Origin of the sequence: Paenibacillus sp. MER 180 (assembly GCF_023713665.1) — a bacterium.
GTDB lineage: Bacteria > Bacillota > Bacilli > Paenibacillales > Paenibacillaceae > Paenibacillus_B > Paenibacillus_B suaedae.
Window position 1 is genome coordinate 382,310 of record NZ_JAMAVT010000003.1, and the last position, 16,636, is coordinate 398,945.

Annotated in this window: 13 protein-coding genes; 8 read left to right on the top strand and 5 right to left on the bottom strand. The window is 47.6% G+C overall.

What is annotated here, in order from left to right; genetic code table 11:
• Positions 1 to 246 precede the first annotated feature (246 nt).
• The 7 genes from M3661_RS06790 to gyrA all read left to right on the top strand — a co-directional run bounded on the left by M3661_RS06790 (position 247) and on the right by gyrA (position 11,638).
• Complete coding sequence (locus M3661_RS06790) at positions 247 to 2,043, top strand: ABC transporter ATP-binding protein (protein WP_251483088.1); 1,797 nt, start codon at positions 247 to 249, stop codon at positions 2,041 to 2,043.
• Positions 2,040 to 3,920: an ABC transporter ATP-binding protein gene (locus tag M3661_RS06795; RefSeq protein ID WP_065291627.1), complete on the top strand. Its 1,881-nt coding sequence runs from the start codon at positions 2,040 to 2,042 to the stop codon at positions 3,918 to 3,920. The genes M3661_RS06790 and M3661_RS06795 overlap by 4 nt, the downstream gene beginning before the upstream one ends.
• Before the next feature lie 221 nt (positions 3,921 to 4,141).
• Positions 4,142 to 4,963 (top strand): GDSL-type esterase/lipase family protein, encoded by an 822-nt coding sequence (locus M3661_RS06800; RefSeq protein WP_065291626.1) that lies wholly within the window; start codon positions 4,142 to 4,144, stop codon positions 4,961 to 4,963.
• Between the two features lie 39 nt (positions 4,964 to 5,002).
• Positions 5,003 to 5,968, top strand: a complete 966-nt coding sequence (locus M3661_RS06805; RefSeq protein WP_251483090.1) for an ABC transporter ATP-binding protein — start codon at positions 5,003 to 5,005, stop codon at positions 5,966 to 5,968.
• Positions 5,961 to 6,950 carry an ABC transporter permease gene (locus M3661_RS06810; protein WP_021254615.1) on the top strand — a complete coding sequence of 330 codons (990 nt, stop codon included), beginning with the start codon at positions 5,961 to 5,963 and terminating at the stop codon, positions 6,948 to 6,950. Before M3661_RS06805 ends, M3661_RS06810 begins: the two co-directional genes overlap by 8 nt.
• A gap of 233 nt (positions 6,951 to 7,183) precedes the next feature.
• Positions 7,184 to 9,175 (top strand): DNA topoisomerase IV subunit B, encoded by a 1,992-nt coding sequence (parE, locus tag M3661_RS06815; protein ID WP_065291624.1) that lies wholly within the window; start codon positions 7,184 to 7,186, stop codon positions 9,173 to 9,175.
• Positions 9,176 to 9,190: 15 nt separating this feature from the next.
• Entirely contained in the window at positions 9,191 to 11,638 is a 2,448-nt protein-coding gene (gene gyrA, locus M3661_RS06820; protein WP_065291623.1) for a DNA gyrase subunit A, read from the top strand.
• Here the strand turns inward: gyrA and M3661_RS06825 are convergent.
• The gene (locus M3661_RS06825) at positions 11,635 to 11,802 is read right to left on the bottom strand and encodes a hypothetical protein (RefSeq protein ID WP_021254612.1); all 168 of its coding nucleotides are present in this window, start codon (positions 11,800 to 11,802) and stop codon (positions 11,635 to 11,637) included. The two genes, gyrA and M3661_RS06825, sit on opposite strands and share 4 nt — an antisense overlap.
• Before the next feature lie 226 nt (positions 11,803 to 12,028).
• Between M3661_RS06825 and M3661_RS06830 the strand changes: the two genes are divergently transcribed.
• Positions 12,029 to 12,499, top strand: coding sequence for a MarR family winged helix-turn-helix transcriptional regulator (locus M3661_RS06830; protein WP_021254611.1), 471 nt, complete (start codon positions 12,029 to 12,031; stop codon positions 12,497 to 12,499).
• Between the two features lies 1 nt (position 12,500).
• Here the strand turns inward: M3661_RS06830 and M3661_RS06835 are convergent, their stop codons facing one another.
• The 4 genes from M3661_RS06835 to M3661_RS06850 form a co-directional block, all read right to left on the bottom strand.
• The gene (locus M3661_RS06835; protein WP_251483093.1) at positions 12,501 to 13,871 is read right to left on the bottom strand and encodes a CapA family protein; all 1,371 of its coding nucleotides are present in this window, start codon (positions 13,869 to 13,871) and stop codon (positions 12,501 to 12,503) included.
• A 220-nt stretch (positions 13,872 to 14,091) separates the two neighbouring features.
• Positions 14,092 to 14,805 (bottom strand): RluA family pseudouridine synthase, encoded by a 714-nt coding sequence (locus tag M3661_RS06840; protein WP_251483094.1) that lies wholly within the window; start codon positions 14,803 to 14,805, stop codon positions 14,092 to 14,094.
• Between the two features lie 6 nt (positions 14,806 to 14,811).
• Positions 14,812 to 15,675, bottom strand: coding sequence for a class I SAM-dependent methyltransferase (locus M3661_RS06845; protein ID WP_065291620.1), 864 nt, complete (start codon positions 15,673 to 15,675; stop codon positions 14,812 to 14,814).
• A gap of 140 nt (positions 15,676 to 15,815) precedes the next feature.
• Positions 15,816 to 16,517, bottom strand: a complete 702-nt coding sequence (locus tag M3661_RS06850) for a response regulator transcription factor (RefSeq protein WP_065291619.1) — start codon at positions 16,515 to 16,517, stop codon at positions 15,816 to 15,818.
• Between the last annotated feature and the right edge of the window lie 119 nt (positions 16,518 to 16,636).

A 16,636-nucleotide genomic window follows, 5' to 3' on the forward strand; every position in this document is an offset into this window, starting at 1 on the left:
TCAAAACCGTATAAATTGCGTTCAAACGCTTACTGGGCATATGCTCGGTAAGCGTTCTTTGTTGAATAATGAACGACAAGTCAGTAAATCAGACGATTTAAAAGAAATGAATGGATATGTTACCGCAAAGCTCGGAAAAATCGGGCACAAACGGCATTATGATGAAATTGGCGTTTTGCTGTTGTGTTTTCATGATGATAAACTGCATTACATCTCACGAGAACGTAGAAAAGGGGAGGAGAAATCATGAACGTCTTCAAGCGGCTAAGCACTTTTTACTGGCCGAAAAAAGGCTACCTATTCGTATCTATACTTTGCTTGATGGCGGCAACAGCGCTCGGATTGGTGTATCCCAATATGCTGCGCATCTTGATTGACGACGTCATAGCAAAAGAACGATTCGATTGGGTGCCTTGGCTGTCATTGACGGTGGTCGTCGTTGTCAGCATCAAAGGCACCCTCACATTTTTACACGGCTATTTTGGCGGTCGTCTAGGCAACTATGTTGCCTACGAAATGAGAAATGCCTGCTATCGCAAGCTGCAATTCCTTTCATTCCGTTACTATGACAAGGCAAGAACAGGGGATTTGATGTCCCGCTTGACTGCAGATCTTGAAGGGATACGCAACTTTGTTGGGTTCGGCTTCGCACAAATTTTGAATATGGTGCTGATGGTTCTATTTGGTGCGGGAATGATGTTCTCAATTGATTGGAAGTTAACGCTAACAACGCTTATCCCAATACCGCTGTTAATTCTAGTCGCGCTTCGGTTCGAGTCCAAGATACATCCGGCCTTCCGTGAAATGCGCGTCGCCTTCAGCCGCCTGACAACGGCAGTACAGGAGAATATTACGGGCGTGCGTACGGTCAAATCTTTCGCGCGTGAAAGCCATGAAGTCGATAAATTCTCTGTACGGTCTGAAGCATATAAGGAAAATCAAATTCATGCTGCGACACTATGGGGACGATACTTCCCTGTGATGGAACTTCTTGCTTGCTGCTGTGTGGTCATGCTGCTTGCGCTTGGAGGTACGAAGGTCATTAACAAGGAACTGACGCTTGGTGAGTTAGTTGCCTTCTTCAGTATGATCTGGTACATCATTGGCCCGATGTGGGGAATTGGCTTCCACATCAATAACTATACGCAATCGAAGGCATCTGGAGAGCGTGTTCTGGAACTGCTGGACACCCCAATTGACATTGCGAACAATGATCGTGCGGTTGTATTGAATGATGAAGAAGTTAAGGGACATGTTCAATTCAAAGATGTTACCTTCCGCTATGAAGGTGATGTAAACGCTCTTAGCCACATTACGCTAGACGCAACACCTGGGAAGGTGATTGGATTGCTTGGCGGTACAGGAGCGGGCAAGTCAACAATTATTCAACTGCTCATGCGCGCGTATGATGTGAAGTCAGGTAGCATTATGCTAGATGGTCATGATATTCGAGACTTGGATGTGAAGAATCTCCGCAGTCAGATGGCTACCGTATTCCAAGAGACATTCCTGTTCTCATCTTCGATCTATAACAACATTGCTTACGGACGAGATGATGTGACCGAAGAAGAAGTGGTTCGAGCAGCGAAGCTTGCGCAAGCACACGACTTCATTATGGAGCTGCCGCTTGGCTATGATACGATTGTGGGCGAACGCGGTATGGGACTCTCAGGCGGTCAGAAGCAGCGGATTGCGATTGCCCGCGCGCTGCTGAAGGATCCGAAGATTCTGATATTGGATGACGCAACAAGTGCCGTTGACATGGATACTGAACATGCGATTCAGGCTGGCTTCCAAGAGGTTATGCGTGGACGTACGGTATTTATAATCGCACACCGTATCTCGTCGCTGCGGCATGCAGATGAGATTCTGGTATTGGATCAAGGGAGCATCGCACAGAGAGGTACTCATGAGCAATTGATTGAGGTGCCGGGTACCTATCAAGATGTATATCGTATTCAGTATGCTGATAAGTTTGAGTCAGAAGATCAGATGGATTCTACCACCGATGGAACGTCGAACAGAGAGCAGGTGAGAGTATGAGTGGAGCACGATTCACAGCAGCATCCACGGCGGCGAGCCCGGCGAATGAAGACGAGAACACAGCTGCGGAGAACGCAGAACGTAAGCGTTCTCGATTCGTCTATCAAGATGATGAAGCAATAGAAAAGCCGTTCAACTGGGCTCAGATGCGTCGCCTGCTGGTGTACATGAAGCCGTATAAACGCCAACTGCTGCCGGTATTGTTGGTAATGATGGTTCTGGGTACGCTTACGAAACTGGCAATCCCATTTCTCATCAGCTATGCCATTGACCATGCGATACAGCCCGCTGACGGAAACCCATCGCTGCGTATGCTGTATATGATCGCGGGAACGGTGTTTGGACTTTATATTGTGCAGTGGGGCGCCAATGCGTTCCGCATCAAATTTATGAATGTGATTGGCCAGCGCATTATTCATGATTTGCGAGGGGATCTGTTCAAGCACATTCAGAAGCTGTCATTCCATTTCTATGACAAACGTCCAGCTGGTTCCGTGCTAGTGCGCGTGACGAACGACGTCAACTCCTTGCAGGAACTGTTCACGAACGGTGCTGTCAATACGCTAATTGATTGCATGCAGCTGGCAGGTATTATCATTATCCTCTTGTTCTTGAATGTTCAGCTTGCACTGGCAGTTATGATTACGGTTCCAATCATGTTCTTAGTGTCGACGAAGCTGCGGAAGAAGATCCGCTTCGCTTGGCAGGACGTCCGCATGAAGCAATCGCGGATTAATTCTCACTTGAACGAGGCGATCCAAGGCGTTCGTGTCACTCAAGCGTATACACAAGAAAAGCAGAACATGGAATTCTTCGATCATATGAACAATGTGAATAAGAAGTCTTGGGATCGCGCTTCTGCCATGAACCAATCGTTCGGCCCTGTTATCGAGATAACAAGCGCTGTAGGTGCATTTATTCTATTCATGTACGGTTCATATTTGATCCAGAGCCATGTGATTACGGTTGGGGTACTATTCGCATTTGCCCAGTACATCGGGAACTTCTGGGAACCTATTAATCGCTTGGGGCAAATGTATTCGCAAATGCTAATTGCCATGGCTTCTTCGGAACGCATCTTTGAATTTATGGATGAACAGCCATCTATTGAGGATACAGCGAAATCAAAAGTGCTTCCACCAATCCATGGCGATGTGGAATTCGAGAACATAATGTTCGAATACGAGAAGGGACGTCCCGCGTTGAAGGGCATTTCATTATCAGCCAAGGCAGGCGAGTCCATCGCGTTAGTCGGACACACAGGTTCCGGTAAGAGTACGATTATCAATTTGTTGTGCCGTTTCTACGATACGACAGAAGGCCGTGTCACCATTGACGGTCATGATATTAAGCAAGTTACAATTGAAAGTCTGAGGTCGCAGGTTGGTATTGTTTTGCAAGATACCTTCATCTTCTCAGGTACGATACGAGATAATATTCGCTTCGGCCGTCTCGACGCAACAGATGCAGAGGTAGAAGCGGCAGCACGGGCCGTGTATGCACATGACTTCATTGTAAGTATGCAAGATGGCTATGACACTGAGGTCGAGGAACGAGGAAATGTGCTGTCTATGGGTCAGCGTCAGCTTATCTCGTTCGCACGTGCCTTGCTTGCAAACCCTAGAATATTAATTCTTGATGAAGCGACTGCAAGTATTGATACCGAGACCGAATTAAAGATTCAAGAAGCATTGAAGACGTTGCTGCAGGGTAGAACCTCCTTCATTATTGCGCACAGGTTGTCTACGATTCGCAATTGTGACAATATCGTTGTGCTTGACCATGGGGTTATTCAGGAACAAGGTACGCATGATCAATTGATGAATCTGCGTGGCACTTATTACAATCTAGTAGCGGCTCAGTATAAGTACATGTAGTCGCACCGCGTGTAGCGATGGAGCGATTCTGCTGCTTGTAATTGCTTCTGTGTCTTGTACAATCGTATAGGAAATTGATGAAAGAGGCGGCCGAATTGATCGGTCGCCTCTCTTGTTGCCAGGGAACGTGGTAACAGCAGATGACTCAGTTTGCAAATAGGAACCTGAACAGGTAATGTAAAGGGAGAACAGAGTTCAGGGATTGAGACAGGAGGACTAGGATGAGTCGTAAAACGGCATCGCGGCAATGGTTATGGATTGCTTCATGCGGCGTGGGATGTACGCTGCTCTTGCTCGTTGGCTTCGGACTTGGAATTGCGGATATTATCTATCCTGCTTCTGTTCCGTTTGCGGATGCGCCTGGGGTGAAGACTTCACCGACAACAGATACCGCCTCTCACTCGGAGCAAGAGATACGGATCGCTGCTCTTGGCGATTCGTTGACAAGAGGTACTGGCGACGGGACGGGACAAGGATATGTACGACGTGTGTTGAGTACGCTTGAGAAGAGCAAGGAGAAGCCGGTTACGCTTCTGAACAATCTGGCAGTGAACGGGCTTCGTGCAGATCAGCTTGTGGAACGAATAGAGAAGGATAGTGCGGGTTATGTATTGAAGCAAGCGAATGTCATCCTACTAACGATTGGCGGCAATGACTTATTCCAAGGTGCTCAATCGGAACAGATGAGCGCCAAGGAAATGCAGCTCGATACACTCATAGCCAAGGTGGATGCTGGCATTGTCCACTTGAAACAGGTGCTGACTCAACTGCGTAAATGGAACCCGGATGCGCTTATCATCTATGTAGGACTGTATAATCCATTCTCGGATCTGCAGGCGATGCGTGAAATAGGAAATGCCGTCGTTCAGAAATGGAACGATTCAGCTTATGCGTTTATCAATAAGGACAAGAATATGATGATGGTTCCAACCTACGATTTGTTCCAGCGGAACAGCAGCAAATATTTATCTTCTGATCATTTTCATCCTAATGGAGACGGATATGATGCCATTGCGAAGCGGATTGTGCAGAGCATTCAATAATAGAAGGACACTAGAGGACGGCCAGGAGGTGGCTTAGTGATGGAGCATGCGAAGGAAGTTATATTATCTGTAGAACATGTGAAGAAGAAAATAGGCTCTAAGCTGATTATCAAGGATGTAACTTTCGAGGTTCGAGCAGGCGAAATTTTTGGCTTCCTCGGGCCGAATGGGTCTGGCAAGACAACGACTATTCGAATGCTGGTGGACTTGATTACTCCCACTTCAGGCCGGATTCAAGTATGTGGTCTGGATGTGAATCGAGATCCGGAGCGGGCCCTGCGGCATGTTGGCTGTATCGTAGAGAACCCGGAAATGTATAACTTTCTGACAGGATGGGAAAATTTAGAACATTTCGCGCGGATGGTAAGTGGCATTGGTCAAGAACGCATTCAAGAAGTTGTCGAGATCGTTGGGTTGTCGAATCGAATTCATGATAAAGTGAAGACCTATTCGTTAGGGATGAGACAACGGCTTGGGATCGCGCAAGCATTGCTTGCTGAACCGAAGCTGCTCATTCTGGATGAACCCACGAATGGATTGGATCCACTCGGCATTAAGGAGCTGCGATCATTTATCCGTACGCTGGCTGACAGTGGTATGGCTGTGTTCGTCTCGAGTCACTTGTTAAGTGAAATTCAACTAATGTGTGATCGCGTTGCGATTATCAGCCATGGTGAAGTGCTTGCTGTAGATGATGTCGAACAGCTGCTTACGGGACGCAATCAGTTTGTAGTATGGCAGGCACAGCCTGCGGAGCGGGCTATGGAGCTGTTAGCAGAAAACGACAGGGTTACAATCTATAGCCGAGAGACAGCGCCGATTGACGAGTCTACCTTGATCGGGATACCTGATTACGCAATCGTAACGGAAACTGCACCGGACATCATTCCAGAACTGAATCGCAAGATGATGCATGCCGGCATCCAAATCGAAGGAATCCAGCATATTATGCCTACCCTAGAACAGCTATTTCTAGAATTAACGGAGGGTGAACGCATTGAGTAGCTTGCTGCCGCTTATCCACAATGAGACATTAAAAGTGTTGAAGAAAAAACGATTTTATGTCATCATGCTCATATTGATAGTGTTAATTCCTGTCTTCACATATGCGCAAATGAAGATGGCGGAAAATAGTAGGGAGAAGTTCAAAGAGGACTGGCGACTGGAGTTGCAGCAGCGCATCACCGATATTCAAAATTCGCTCGGAAGCGACCGAATACCCGAAGAGTGGAAGAAGTATCGGCTCATTATGCTGCAGCAGCTGCAATATTATTTGGACCATGATGTGAATCCGAGTGAGCCGAACGGGGTGACATTTACCCGTACTTTTATGGACAATGCAGTAACTCTGTTCATTCCGCTGCTTGTTATGGCGATTGCTTCGGACATCGTTTCATCGGAGCGGTCTACCGGCACGATCAAGATGCTGCTGACTAGGCCGGTTCGCAGGTGGAAGGTGTTAATGAGCAAATGGATTGTCCTGATGATGTTTACCGGAATCATTGTCGTGATGACAGCACTGCTTGCTTATTTGATTTCAGGGGCGGTCTTCGGGTATGGAGGCTGGTCTTTTCCGATATTTACCGGATTCTCGGTAGCGGGCACGAACGTGGATTTCAATGCCGTACATACGCTTCCCTCATGGCTGTACTTGCTTATGCAATGTGGCCTTATCTGGTTCTCCAGCATCGTAGTCGCAGCACTTGGGTTTATGATATCCGTGCTCGTCCGGAGCACAGCGGCAAGTATTGTAACCTTAATGGCTACCCTGATCGCAGGTACCATCTTGTATAATATGGCCTCTTCTTGGCCGACTGCCAAATATCTGTTCATGATTAACTTGAAATTGACGGACTATATGGCGGGTACACCGGCCCCTGTAGAAGGGATGAGCTTGCCGTTCTCGCTTGCTGTATTAAGTGTATGGGGCATTATTTCCCTATTCATTGCATTCCGTGTCTTTACGAAACAGGACATCTTGAATTAAAATATACAAGAATGCGAAACATCTGTTTGCATCCGGACGATATAAGTAATGGGGCATTTTGTTGTTCCTCTCGTCCGGCAGCGGCAGATTTTCTTTTGCCAACGAAGGTTGGAACGCTAATAAGGTAGCATTTTATTTGTGAAGTACGCATTTGGTATGAAGCACGTATTATGGTATGGAACACGCATGATTATTGATTATGCACTACATGTATTTTTGAAGGAGGAGCATGAATGGTCGAGCAAGTCGATATGTTCGGACAGTCGCCTGAGAATGGGGGGGCATCTGGCAACCGCAATTCTGAGTATGGGGCTGACGACATTCAAGTGCTCGAAGGGCTTGTCGCGGTACGCAAACGGCCAGGGATGTATATTGGCAGTACAAGCTCCTCGGGGCTGCATCATCTGGTATGGGAAATCGTAGACAACGCTGTCGACGAGCATCTCGCCAAATTTTGCTCTCAGATTGATGTGACAATTCACAAGGACCAGTCGGTCACCGTTCGAGACAATGGACGAGGAATTCCGACAGGTATGCATAAGACAGGGGTACCGACCCCGCAGGTCGTCTATACGATCTTGCATGCGGGTGGTAAGTTCGGTGGTGCAGGCTATAAGAAATCTGGCGGTCTGCACGGCGTTGGCGCTTCAGTCACGAATGCGTTATCGGAATGGCTTGAGGTGGAGATTTGTCGAGACGGCAAGATTCATCGCATGCGCTTTGAGACATGGACGGATAAGAAAGGCAAAGAACATGTCGGCGAACCGGTAACGGGGCTGGAGATTGTCGGTAATACGAATCGCACAGGCACGAAGGTAACATTCAAGCCGGATGCGAAGGTATTCCATGGCAATATTCATTTGAATTATGACAATCTTGCTGAACGATTGCAGGAGATTGCATTTTTGAACTCTGGCTTACGGGTCACATTGAAAGATGAGCGGACAGGGAAGGAAGAAACTTTCCTTTATGAAGGCGGAGCAAGCGAGTTTGTACGCTTTTTAAATGAAGATAAAAACGTGCTGCATGAAGTGATTCATTTCACTGCTGAGAAGGATGATGTTGAGGTTGAGATTGCACTTCAATATAACGATGGGTATACGGAGACAATCGTATCGTTTGTAAACTCGATCCCAACTCGTGGCGGCGGTACGCATGAGACAGGCTTCAAGACAGCCTACACGCGTGTGATGAATGAATATGCGCGCAAGAACAGCTTGTTGAAGGAAAAGGATAAAAACCTAGACGGCAACGACCTACGTGAAGGCATGATGTCGGTCATTAATGTGAAGATGTCCGATGTGGAATTTGTCGGTCAGACGAAGGATCAGCTCGGTAGTGCCATGGCTAGGGGCGCTGTAGATACAATCGTGGCAGAGCATATGAGCATTTTCCTGGAGGAGAACCCACAAATTGCGCAGATGTTAGTCAAGAAGGCCATTCAGGCGTCAAGGGCGCGTGAAGCGGCACGTAAGGCGAGAGAGGATGTGCGCTCAGGCAAGAAGCGCAGCGAGAGCTCAAACCTTAACGGCAAGCTGACACCAGCGCAGTCTAAGGATTATACACGCAATGAGCTCTTTATCGTCGAAGGGGACTCGGCGGGCGGTTCTGCGAAGCAAGGGCGCGATTCCAAGACGCAGGCAATCCTGCCGCTGAAGGGGAAGCCGATGAACCCGGAGAAGGCCAAGCTGGCCGACATCTTGAAGAATGATGAATATCGGACAATTATCCATGCAATCGGAGCAGGGGTAGGCTCCGACTTCGATGCGGATGAGAGCAACTACGCGAAGATCATTATTATGACAGATGCCGATACTGACGGTGCGCATATTCAGGTGCTGCTGCTCACGTTCTTCTATCGTTATATGCGTCAGCTTATTGATAAGGGCAAGGTATATATTGCACAGCCTCCGCTCTATAAGATATCGCATAAGAAGGGCAAGCACTCGACGGTTCGCTATGCTTGGACGGACGAGCAGCTTGCCAGCTACGTGAAGCAGTTCGGACAAAGCGCTGAAATTCAACGCTATAAGGGTCTTGGCGAAATGAATCCCGATCAACTGTGGGAAACGACGATGGATCCGGAGACGAGAACACTGCTGCAGGTGCAGATCGATGACGCTGCCAAGGCAGAGCGCCGTGTGACGACATTAATGGGCGACAAGGTGGAGCCGCGTAAGCGCTGGATCGTAGAGAACGTTGACTTTGCGGAGTTCGAGGAATAGAAAGGTGAGAGACACATGAGCGTATCGGAACAATTCAAACCCGCGTTCTTGGAAGACGTGGTTGGCGACCGGTTCGGGCGCTATTCCAAATATATCATTCAAGATCGCGCGATACCCGATGTCAGGGACGGTCTCAAGCCGGTACAGCGACGCATCTTGTATGCAATGTATGAATCCGGCAACACACCGGAAAAGCCATACCGTAAGTCGGCCAAAACGGTCGGGGACGTCATGGGTAATTACCACCCGCACGGGGATTCTTCAATATATGACGGCATGGTGCGCATGGCGCAGCCATGGAAGATGGGGCATGTCCTGATTGACGGTCACGGCAACTGGGGGTCAATCGATGATGATCCAGCAGCTGCAATGCGTTATACAGAAGCCAGATTGTCCTCCATTGCGATGGAGCTGCTTCGGGATATTGAGAAAGACACCGTTCCGTTCCGTCCAAACTTTGATAATACGGAAGAAGAGCCTGTTGTATTGCCTTCGCGCTTCCCGAACTTGCTCGTAAATGGCGTTAGCGGGATTTCGTCCGGCTTTGCAACGGAAATTCCCACACATAATTTGCGGGAAGTGATTGAGGCATGCATCGCCATGATCGACAAGCCCGAGATTGATCTGGATGAGATTATTAACATTGTGCAAGGTCCGGATTTCCCTACAGGCGGAATCATCATGGGTGCGGAAGGCATTCGCGATGCATATCGTTCGGGTAAGGGCCGCATTTACATTCGCGCGAAGACGGATATTGAGGAGATGCGCGGAGGTCGTCAGCAGATCGTCGTTACCGAAATCCCGTATCAGGTCGTGAAGTCGCGTCTCGTTACCGCAATGGAGAACATCCGTTTAGAGAAGAAAGTAGACGGTATTGCAGAGGTTCGTGATGAAAGTGGACGCGAAGGGATGCGTATCGTCGTTGAGCTGAAGAAGGACGCGGATGCGAACGGCATTTTGAACTATTTGTTCAAGAAGACCGACTTGCAAGTGACCTATAACTTCAACATGGTAGCGATCGTGAACAAGGCTCCGATGCAAATGGGCATTTTGCCTATGCTCCAAGCCTACATTGAACACCAGAAGGAAGTTGTCACGAATCGTACCCAATATGACTTGTCGAAGGCAGAAGACCGAGCACATGTGTTGGAGGGCTTGGTCAAGGCGCTTGATATATTAGATGCGGTTATCGCGACTATCAAAGCTTCGAAGAATCGTCAGGATGCACAGCATAACTTGATTGAACAATTTGGCTTCTCTGAACGTCAAGCTGATGCGATCTTGACATTGCAACTGTACCGCTTGACGAATCTGGAATTGACTTCATTGATGAAGGAATTAGAGGATATTCGCAAGAAGGTTGCCGACCTTCGTTCGATTCTGGAGAGCAGCAAGAAGCTGATGAAGGTAATTAAGAAGGAACTGACGGATATTCGTGATCGATATGGAATTGATCGCCGTTCAGTCGTGCAGGGGGAAGTCGAGGAAATCAAGGTTAACCTTGAGGTCATCGTAAATGCCGAGGATGTTCTCGTCACCTTGTCCAATGATGGATACATCAAGCGGACGAGTCAGCTATCCTTCACACGATCTGGCGGAGAATGGGATGCATCTGGCGTTAAGGAAGGCGACTACATCCGTCAAATTTATGAAGTGAACACCTTGGATCGCTTGCTTATCTTTACGCAGCGGGGACAATATTTCTCCTTGCCTGTCCATATGATTCCAGAATTCAAGTGGAAGGACAATGGTACAGCCATCGTCAATGTGATTCCGATTGCAAAGGAAGACTCTATCGTAGCTGTCATTCCAGTCAAGTCATTCGCAGACGAGTTGAGTTCGCTCTTGTTCGTTACGCGTCGTGGCCAAGTAAAGCGTACGATGCTCAAGGAATACGAAACCAACCGTACAGGGGCAGTCGCTGCTTGTAAAGTAGCAGACCAAGATGCGTTGTTGGCTGTCATGCTCAGTGATGGGGCGGCAGATCTTCTTCTCGTGACCGAGCAGGGAATGTCTATCCGATTTACAGAAGCGGAAGTGAATCCGATGGGACGCGCAGCTGGTGGTGTTCGTGGAATGCAGCTTAAGGATGACGATGCAATCACAGCAGCTCTTCGGGTCACTGGTGAAGAGGGCGAGATTACTGTTCTAACGGATATTGGATGGGGCAAGCGTTCGTTGCTGCTGGATTACCCAACACAGGGACGCGGCGGTAAAGGAATGGCTACATTCGAGTTCAAAGAAGGGAAGCGAGTGAAGCCGAATGGGAAGAAGTTAATTGGCGCTTACTTCAGTAAAGAGTCGTATCCGATTACGATCATTACGGAACAGGGACACTTGCATCAGCTTATTACTGAACATGCCCCTCTCATGGATAAGAGAGCGCAAGGCCGAAGCTTGGTTGCAATCGATAAGGAAGATAGTATTGTAAATACGATGATTATTAACCCACCATCCGTCTAATCGAATGGCTTATGCGGTGGATTCAACACATCGTGCAGGGTATTGATAATCTCTAATAGGACCCACAATGGTACGGGCTCATCGAGTCGTTCTATCCATTGTGGGTCTTTTATGATCCCGATCTCCATTGCTTTGCGGAAAATACCGGATTTGTCCTGATCCATTGTGTCCCCTCCTTGCAGTTAAAGCATCAAATTAGTGAGAAGTTGGTGTGACAGATGCCTATACAACAGTATATGTGCTAGTTGATTGCTTGGTTCCTGAACTTTCTTTGGCAATAAATTTGTAATTAAATGGCATTATGCTAAGATTAGGGATGTCCTATCTACTTTGCTGTGGTATAATTTAGGTGTTTGTAGATCGACATGGAATAAAGGGGGAGTCGTTTGCATGCATGCAACCGAATTTGCCAAGCTATGGTCGAAGTTATCCAAGGATTATAAGTCAATGATGGACGAGTCCCTGGCGCCAAGCTTGACAGAGAGCCAGTTAACCGTATTAGAACGAATTGCGGAATATGGGAAGGTTAAGCCTTCTGATCTGTTGCCTCACTTAGCTACGACTCCTGCTGCGATTACAACATTGATGGATCGGATGGAGAAGAATGCTCTAATTATTCGAGAGCGAGACCAGGATGATCGTCGAATTGTGTGGATCCAGGCAACCGAATTCGGAGAACAGGAAATGCGCCGTGGAGTCGCTATTCGAGAGAACTACTGGAATGAAATTTTACATCGGATCTCAACGCATAACCAGCAGCTGCTTATCCTTTTGCTTGGCAAGCTAACTCAGCCGCCACAACCGTCTACTGTTGAGAAAGAGACGGCTGCAGCGTCAGAGCCTGTTCGTGCAGGCCAATAATCTATGGTGAAGGCGAGACATTGAGTACAACCGGTACAGCCGATCTTGAGGCAAGATGGCTTGTCGCGCTGGTGAGCATCTTTTTCATTGCCTGATATTGCTGTGTGCTTAATCGATTGTCAGAATGTGATTTGATCGTTTGTTCCAGTGGGAGTACACGGTACTTGCGCTTGTCACGGGCACCTTCAATATGCACCCATGTTGGAATCGTTGTCACATTTTTTAGTTCGATTGTGCCTTCAGGCATATGCTTATTAATTTCTACACCGAAGATTACTCCAATATCAGTACCATTGCCAGTTTGATTGGATATAAAGTTCCCCATTGAATAAATAATAAGCCCATCGCGCTTAGAGCCGTCGGGCTCTCTTACCGTAATACGCTCATAGGGTTGAATGACATGTGGATGAGAGCCCAATATAATATCTGCTCCAGCTTGGATCAGCGAACGCGCCAGTCGAATTTGCTCTTGATTCGGCGTGTGCTCATATTCAGTGCCGAAATGAATGGCAATTGCGACAACGTCAGCTCCAGCCTTCTTCGTATTCTGAATATCCTGTATCATGCGCTTCTCATCAATGAGAGAGACAAGATAAGGCTTCTGCTTCGGGAGCGGGATGCCATTTGTTCCGTACGTATACGCGAGAATGCCTAGTTTTATTCCGTTTTTCTCAACTAATGTTGGCTGCTTGGATTCCCATAATGAGGCGGAGAGTCCCTTCGTTACCAGCCCTTTTTTCTTCAACACTTCCAATGTGCGCAGGGCTCCGGCTTCATATCGATCTAATGAATGATTGTTCGCCGCCGTTACAATATTGAAGCCTGCGAACTTCAAGGCATCTGCAAGCTCTGGTGGTGCGTTGAACATGGGGTATCCGGTATAGACCTTCTCGCCGCCTAGCAATGGAGTCTCCAGATTCGCCCAACACCAATCTGCTGTCTCGAGAATAGGCTTCACCTTAGTAAAATAGGTCTTGAAATTGTATGTGCCTGTCTTCTTATTGAAATAGGCAGGAAACTGAGGGGAGTGCATCATAATATCTCCTACCGCAAGAAGCTTGCTGGAAAGAGTATATGGCTTTGCCTTCGTGTTGTTAGGTGGCGTAGTGGCCGTACTAGCCGGGATGTTCGTAGAAGAGTTGAGATGATCGGCATCGGTCGATGAAGGTGAACTGTCCTTATGCTGAGCTAGTGCTGCTTTATGTGCCGGTTGAGGCTTTGTCTGCTGTTCGCTGCCCGTTGTTGATTGCGAACTAGATGCATCTTGATCGACAAGCTGTGATGGCGCGGCAATTGCGCAAGCAGTGGATAAAATCAAGAGAACAATTGCAATGACCAGCAATCCTGTTCGTACATACCGTCCTTTACTCATTTTCCTATTTTCCTCCTTTCATACACGAATAACACCATGCGTTAAATGAGCATGACTGAATGATGACTGTGTCTGCAAATGAACGCATCGTGTACAATCGCATCGAGAGAAGGTTGCTTCTCAGCAATGCGATCGTACAGTCACGGTGTTGCGTGCGATGATTATTTACCGAATCGGTAAGATTGCCCTAGCTTACTTGTTGATGTACATAGAAAGTACATCAACAGGAAGAATAGATTGCCGGATCCCAGAGATTCCATGGGTATTCCATGGGCGGCTGAGATCTAAACTCCATAACTTCCTTCGTAGTCGGATGGGGGAACGATAGCTGCACAGACCATAGAGCAATCTGCTGACCAGGCTTATTGCGATCAGCGCCGTACTTCTGATCTCCATATAATGGACAACCAATCGTTTTCATTTGTACGCGAATTTGGTGCGGTCGTCCGGTATGAAGCTCTATACGCACAAGCGTCATGTCGCCGCTCATGCCAGCTACCTCATAAGACAGGCGTGCCTCCTTGGCTCCTGAAGTTCCAGGAGCAACAGCGCGGACTGTGTTCGTGCGGACATCCTTCAGCAAATGGTGAGTTAGTGTCCCGTTGGTCTTAGCTGGACGGCCGTGAACGACAGCCATGTAAGTCTTGCCCAGCTTGTGTGTGCGAACGACATCAGATAAGCGTGAGGCAGCCTTGCTCGTCTTCGCGAATACCATGGCTCCACCGACAGGACGATCCAATCGGTGGACTAGACCTACATAGACATTGCCAGGCTTCGCATAACGCTCCTTCAAGTCTTGCTTCAGTAAGGTCACCATATCTGCATCCTGCGTATCGTCCGCTTGTGACAAGATATTAACTGGCTTCTCGACAACGATTACGTGATTATCCTCGTATAAGATGCCAATATGCGGAGTTGCAGGTTGGCCTAACATCTATCGTTATGCCTCCCATCTTCCCAATATACCGCAAGGGAGTACCATACCGGACTTCGTAATCGGGATGCCTATTTCACCTGAGGACAGCTTGCCGCCGTAGCGCTTTTTCATTGTCATACTCAGCATATTGCTTAGTACGGTAGGCGAGATCCCAGTCGTATATGAATTGATTTGCAGGAAAAGTGGATTGTCCGACATTATTGTCGTACAGAACTCAAGAAACGGATACAAGCTTTGCTCCAGCTTCCACGTTTCTCCGCCAGGTCCTCTACCATAGGAAGGGGGATCCATAATGATGGCGTCATATTTGTTGCCTCTGCGCTGCTCTCTTTGTACGAACTTGAATACATCGTCCGTGATGAAACGGATAGGGTGAGATTCCAAACCGGACAACGCGGCATTTTCCTTCGCCCACTGCACCATCCCCTTAGCAGCGTCAACATGGCAGACTTCGGCGCCAGCAGATGCACAGGCCACTGTTGCACCGCCAGTATAAGCGAACAGGTTAAGAACTTTAATTGGACGATTCGCACTCTTAATTTTGTTCATCATCCAGTCCCAGTTTACTGCTTGTTCAGGGAACAGACCTGTGTGTTTAAAGTTCGTTGGCTTAATATAGAACTTGAGATGCTTGTATTCAATCGTCCAACGCTCTGGAATAGGCTTCTTCATATCCCATTGACCGCCGCCAGAGGAACTGCGATGATAATGGCCGTGTACATTGCGCCAAATATCTGTCTCCCTTTCAAGAGGCCATATGATTTGTGGATCGGGACGACGAAGCACAACATCTCCCCAGCGTTCAAGTTTCTCTCCGCCGCCTGTATCAATTAATTCATAGTCTTTCCAGTCAGTAGACATGTACATGTAATGTGACTTCCTTTCTTCTGTTCAAACTTCCTTAACACTAAGCGTTATTGTACTATAAACAAGCCCAAGCTTCCAGAAAGTTTACGAAAGCAATACCCGCATGAGATGAATTCATGCGGGTATTGGTGTAGAGCTGGTTATTCGGTTTGAAATTTGTACCCTACACCTCGTACGGTTACGATGTAGCGTGGGCGTGTAGGATCCGGTTCAATCTTCTTGCGTAGATTGCTAATATGTACCATGAGTGTTCGTGTATCACCGAAGCTCTCGGTATTCCAGATATGCTGATACAATTGTTCTAACTTGAATACTTTGTTCGGCGATTGTGCCAAATACGCGAGTAAGTCGAATTCTTTGGCAGATAGTGCAACAGCTTTGCCTTGTACGGTCACGGTGTGGCTCTGCAAATCCATCTCCAATTCTTCGTAGGACAGTCTATGTTGAGCCGAGCGTTGCAGTGCTTGAGCAGACAGAGAGTTGCGGCGCAAATGGGCCTTGACCCTAGCAACGAGTTGACTAGGGCTGAATGGCTTCGTAATGTAATCATCTCCACCGACTGTAAGACCTAATATAATGTCTACATCGTCACTCTTGCAGCTTATAAAGAGGATTGGAACATTCGATGTCTTGCGCACTTCCTTGCATACCTCAATACCATCTAGCGACTTGAGGAGGATGTCCAAAATAATTAAGTCTGGTTCAATTTCCTTCATCATCTGTAAGGCGGTATATCCGTTGTCTGCAACGTATACACGGTAGCCTTCCCTGCGCAAATATAAGGATATGAGTTCAGTAATCTCTATTTCATCATCTACGATTAATATTTTGCTCTCGTTCACTGCAGGTTATCACCTCCGCCACTTCTTTCATTATAGCGAAAATCGTCAGGATATGGCAATCTATTCCTAATTGCGACATGAAACCTTAATTCCTTGGATTCTTCTATCGTCAAATAAGA

What these genes read in the sequence shown, in the direction of transcription:
- M3661_RS06790 (WP_251483088.1), top strand. Translation starts at nt 247, where the DNA reads ATGAACGTCTTCAAGCGGCTAAGCACTTTTTACTGGCCGAAAAAAGGC.
- M3661_RS06795 (WP_065291627.1), top strand. Translation starts at nt 2,040, where the DNA reads ATGAGTGGAGCACGATTCACAGCAGCATCCACGGCGGCGAGCCCGGCG.
- M3661_RS06800 (WP_065291626.1), top strand. Translation starts at nt 4,142, where the DNA reads ATGAGTCGTAAAACGGCATCGCGGCAATGGTTATGGATTGCTTCATGC.
- M3661_RS06805 (WP_251483090.1), top strand. Translation starts at nt 5,003, where the DNA reads ATGGAGCATGCGAAGGAAGTTATATTATCTGTAGAACATGTGAAGAAG.
- parE (WP_065291624.1), top strand. Translation starts at nt 7,184, where the DNA reads ATGGTCGAGCAAGTCGATATGTTCGGACAGTCGCCTGAGAATGGGGGG.
- gyrA (WP_065291623.1), top strand. Translation starts at nt 9,191, where the DNA reads ATGAGCGTATCGGAACAATTCAAACCCGCGTTCTTGGAAGACGTGGTT.
- M3661_RS06825 (WP_021254612.1), bottom strand. Translation starts at nt 11,802, where the DNA reads ATGGATCAGGACAAATCCGGTATTTTCCGCAAAGCAATGGAGATCGGG.
- M3661_RS06830 (WP_021254611.1), top strand. Translation starts at nt 12,029, where the DNA reads ATGCATGCAACCGAATTTGCCAAGCTATGGTCGAAGTTATCCAAGGAT.
- M3661_RS06835 (WP_251483093.1), bottom strand. Translation starts at nt 13,871, where the DNA reads ATGAGTAAAGGACGGTATGTACGAACAGGATTGCTGGTCATTGCAATT.
- M3661_RS06840 (WP_251483094.1), bottom strand. Translation starts at nt 14,805, where the DNA reads ATGTTAGGCCAACCTGCAACTCCGCATATTGGCATCTTATACGAGGAT.
- M3661_RS06845 (WP_065291620.1), bottom strand. Translation starts at nt 15,675, where the DNA reads ATGTACATGTCTACTGACTGGAAAGACTATGAATTAATTGATACAGGC.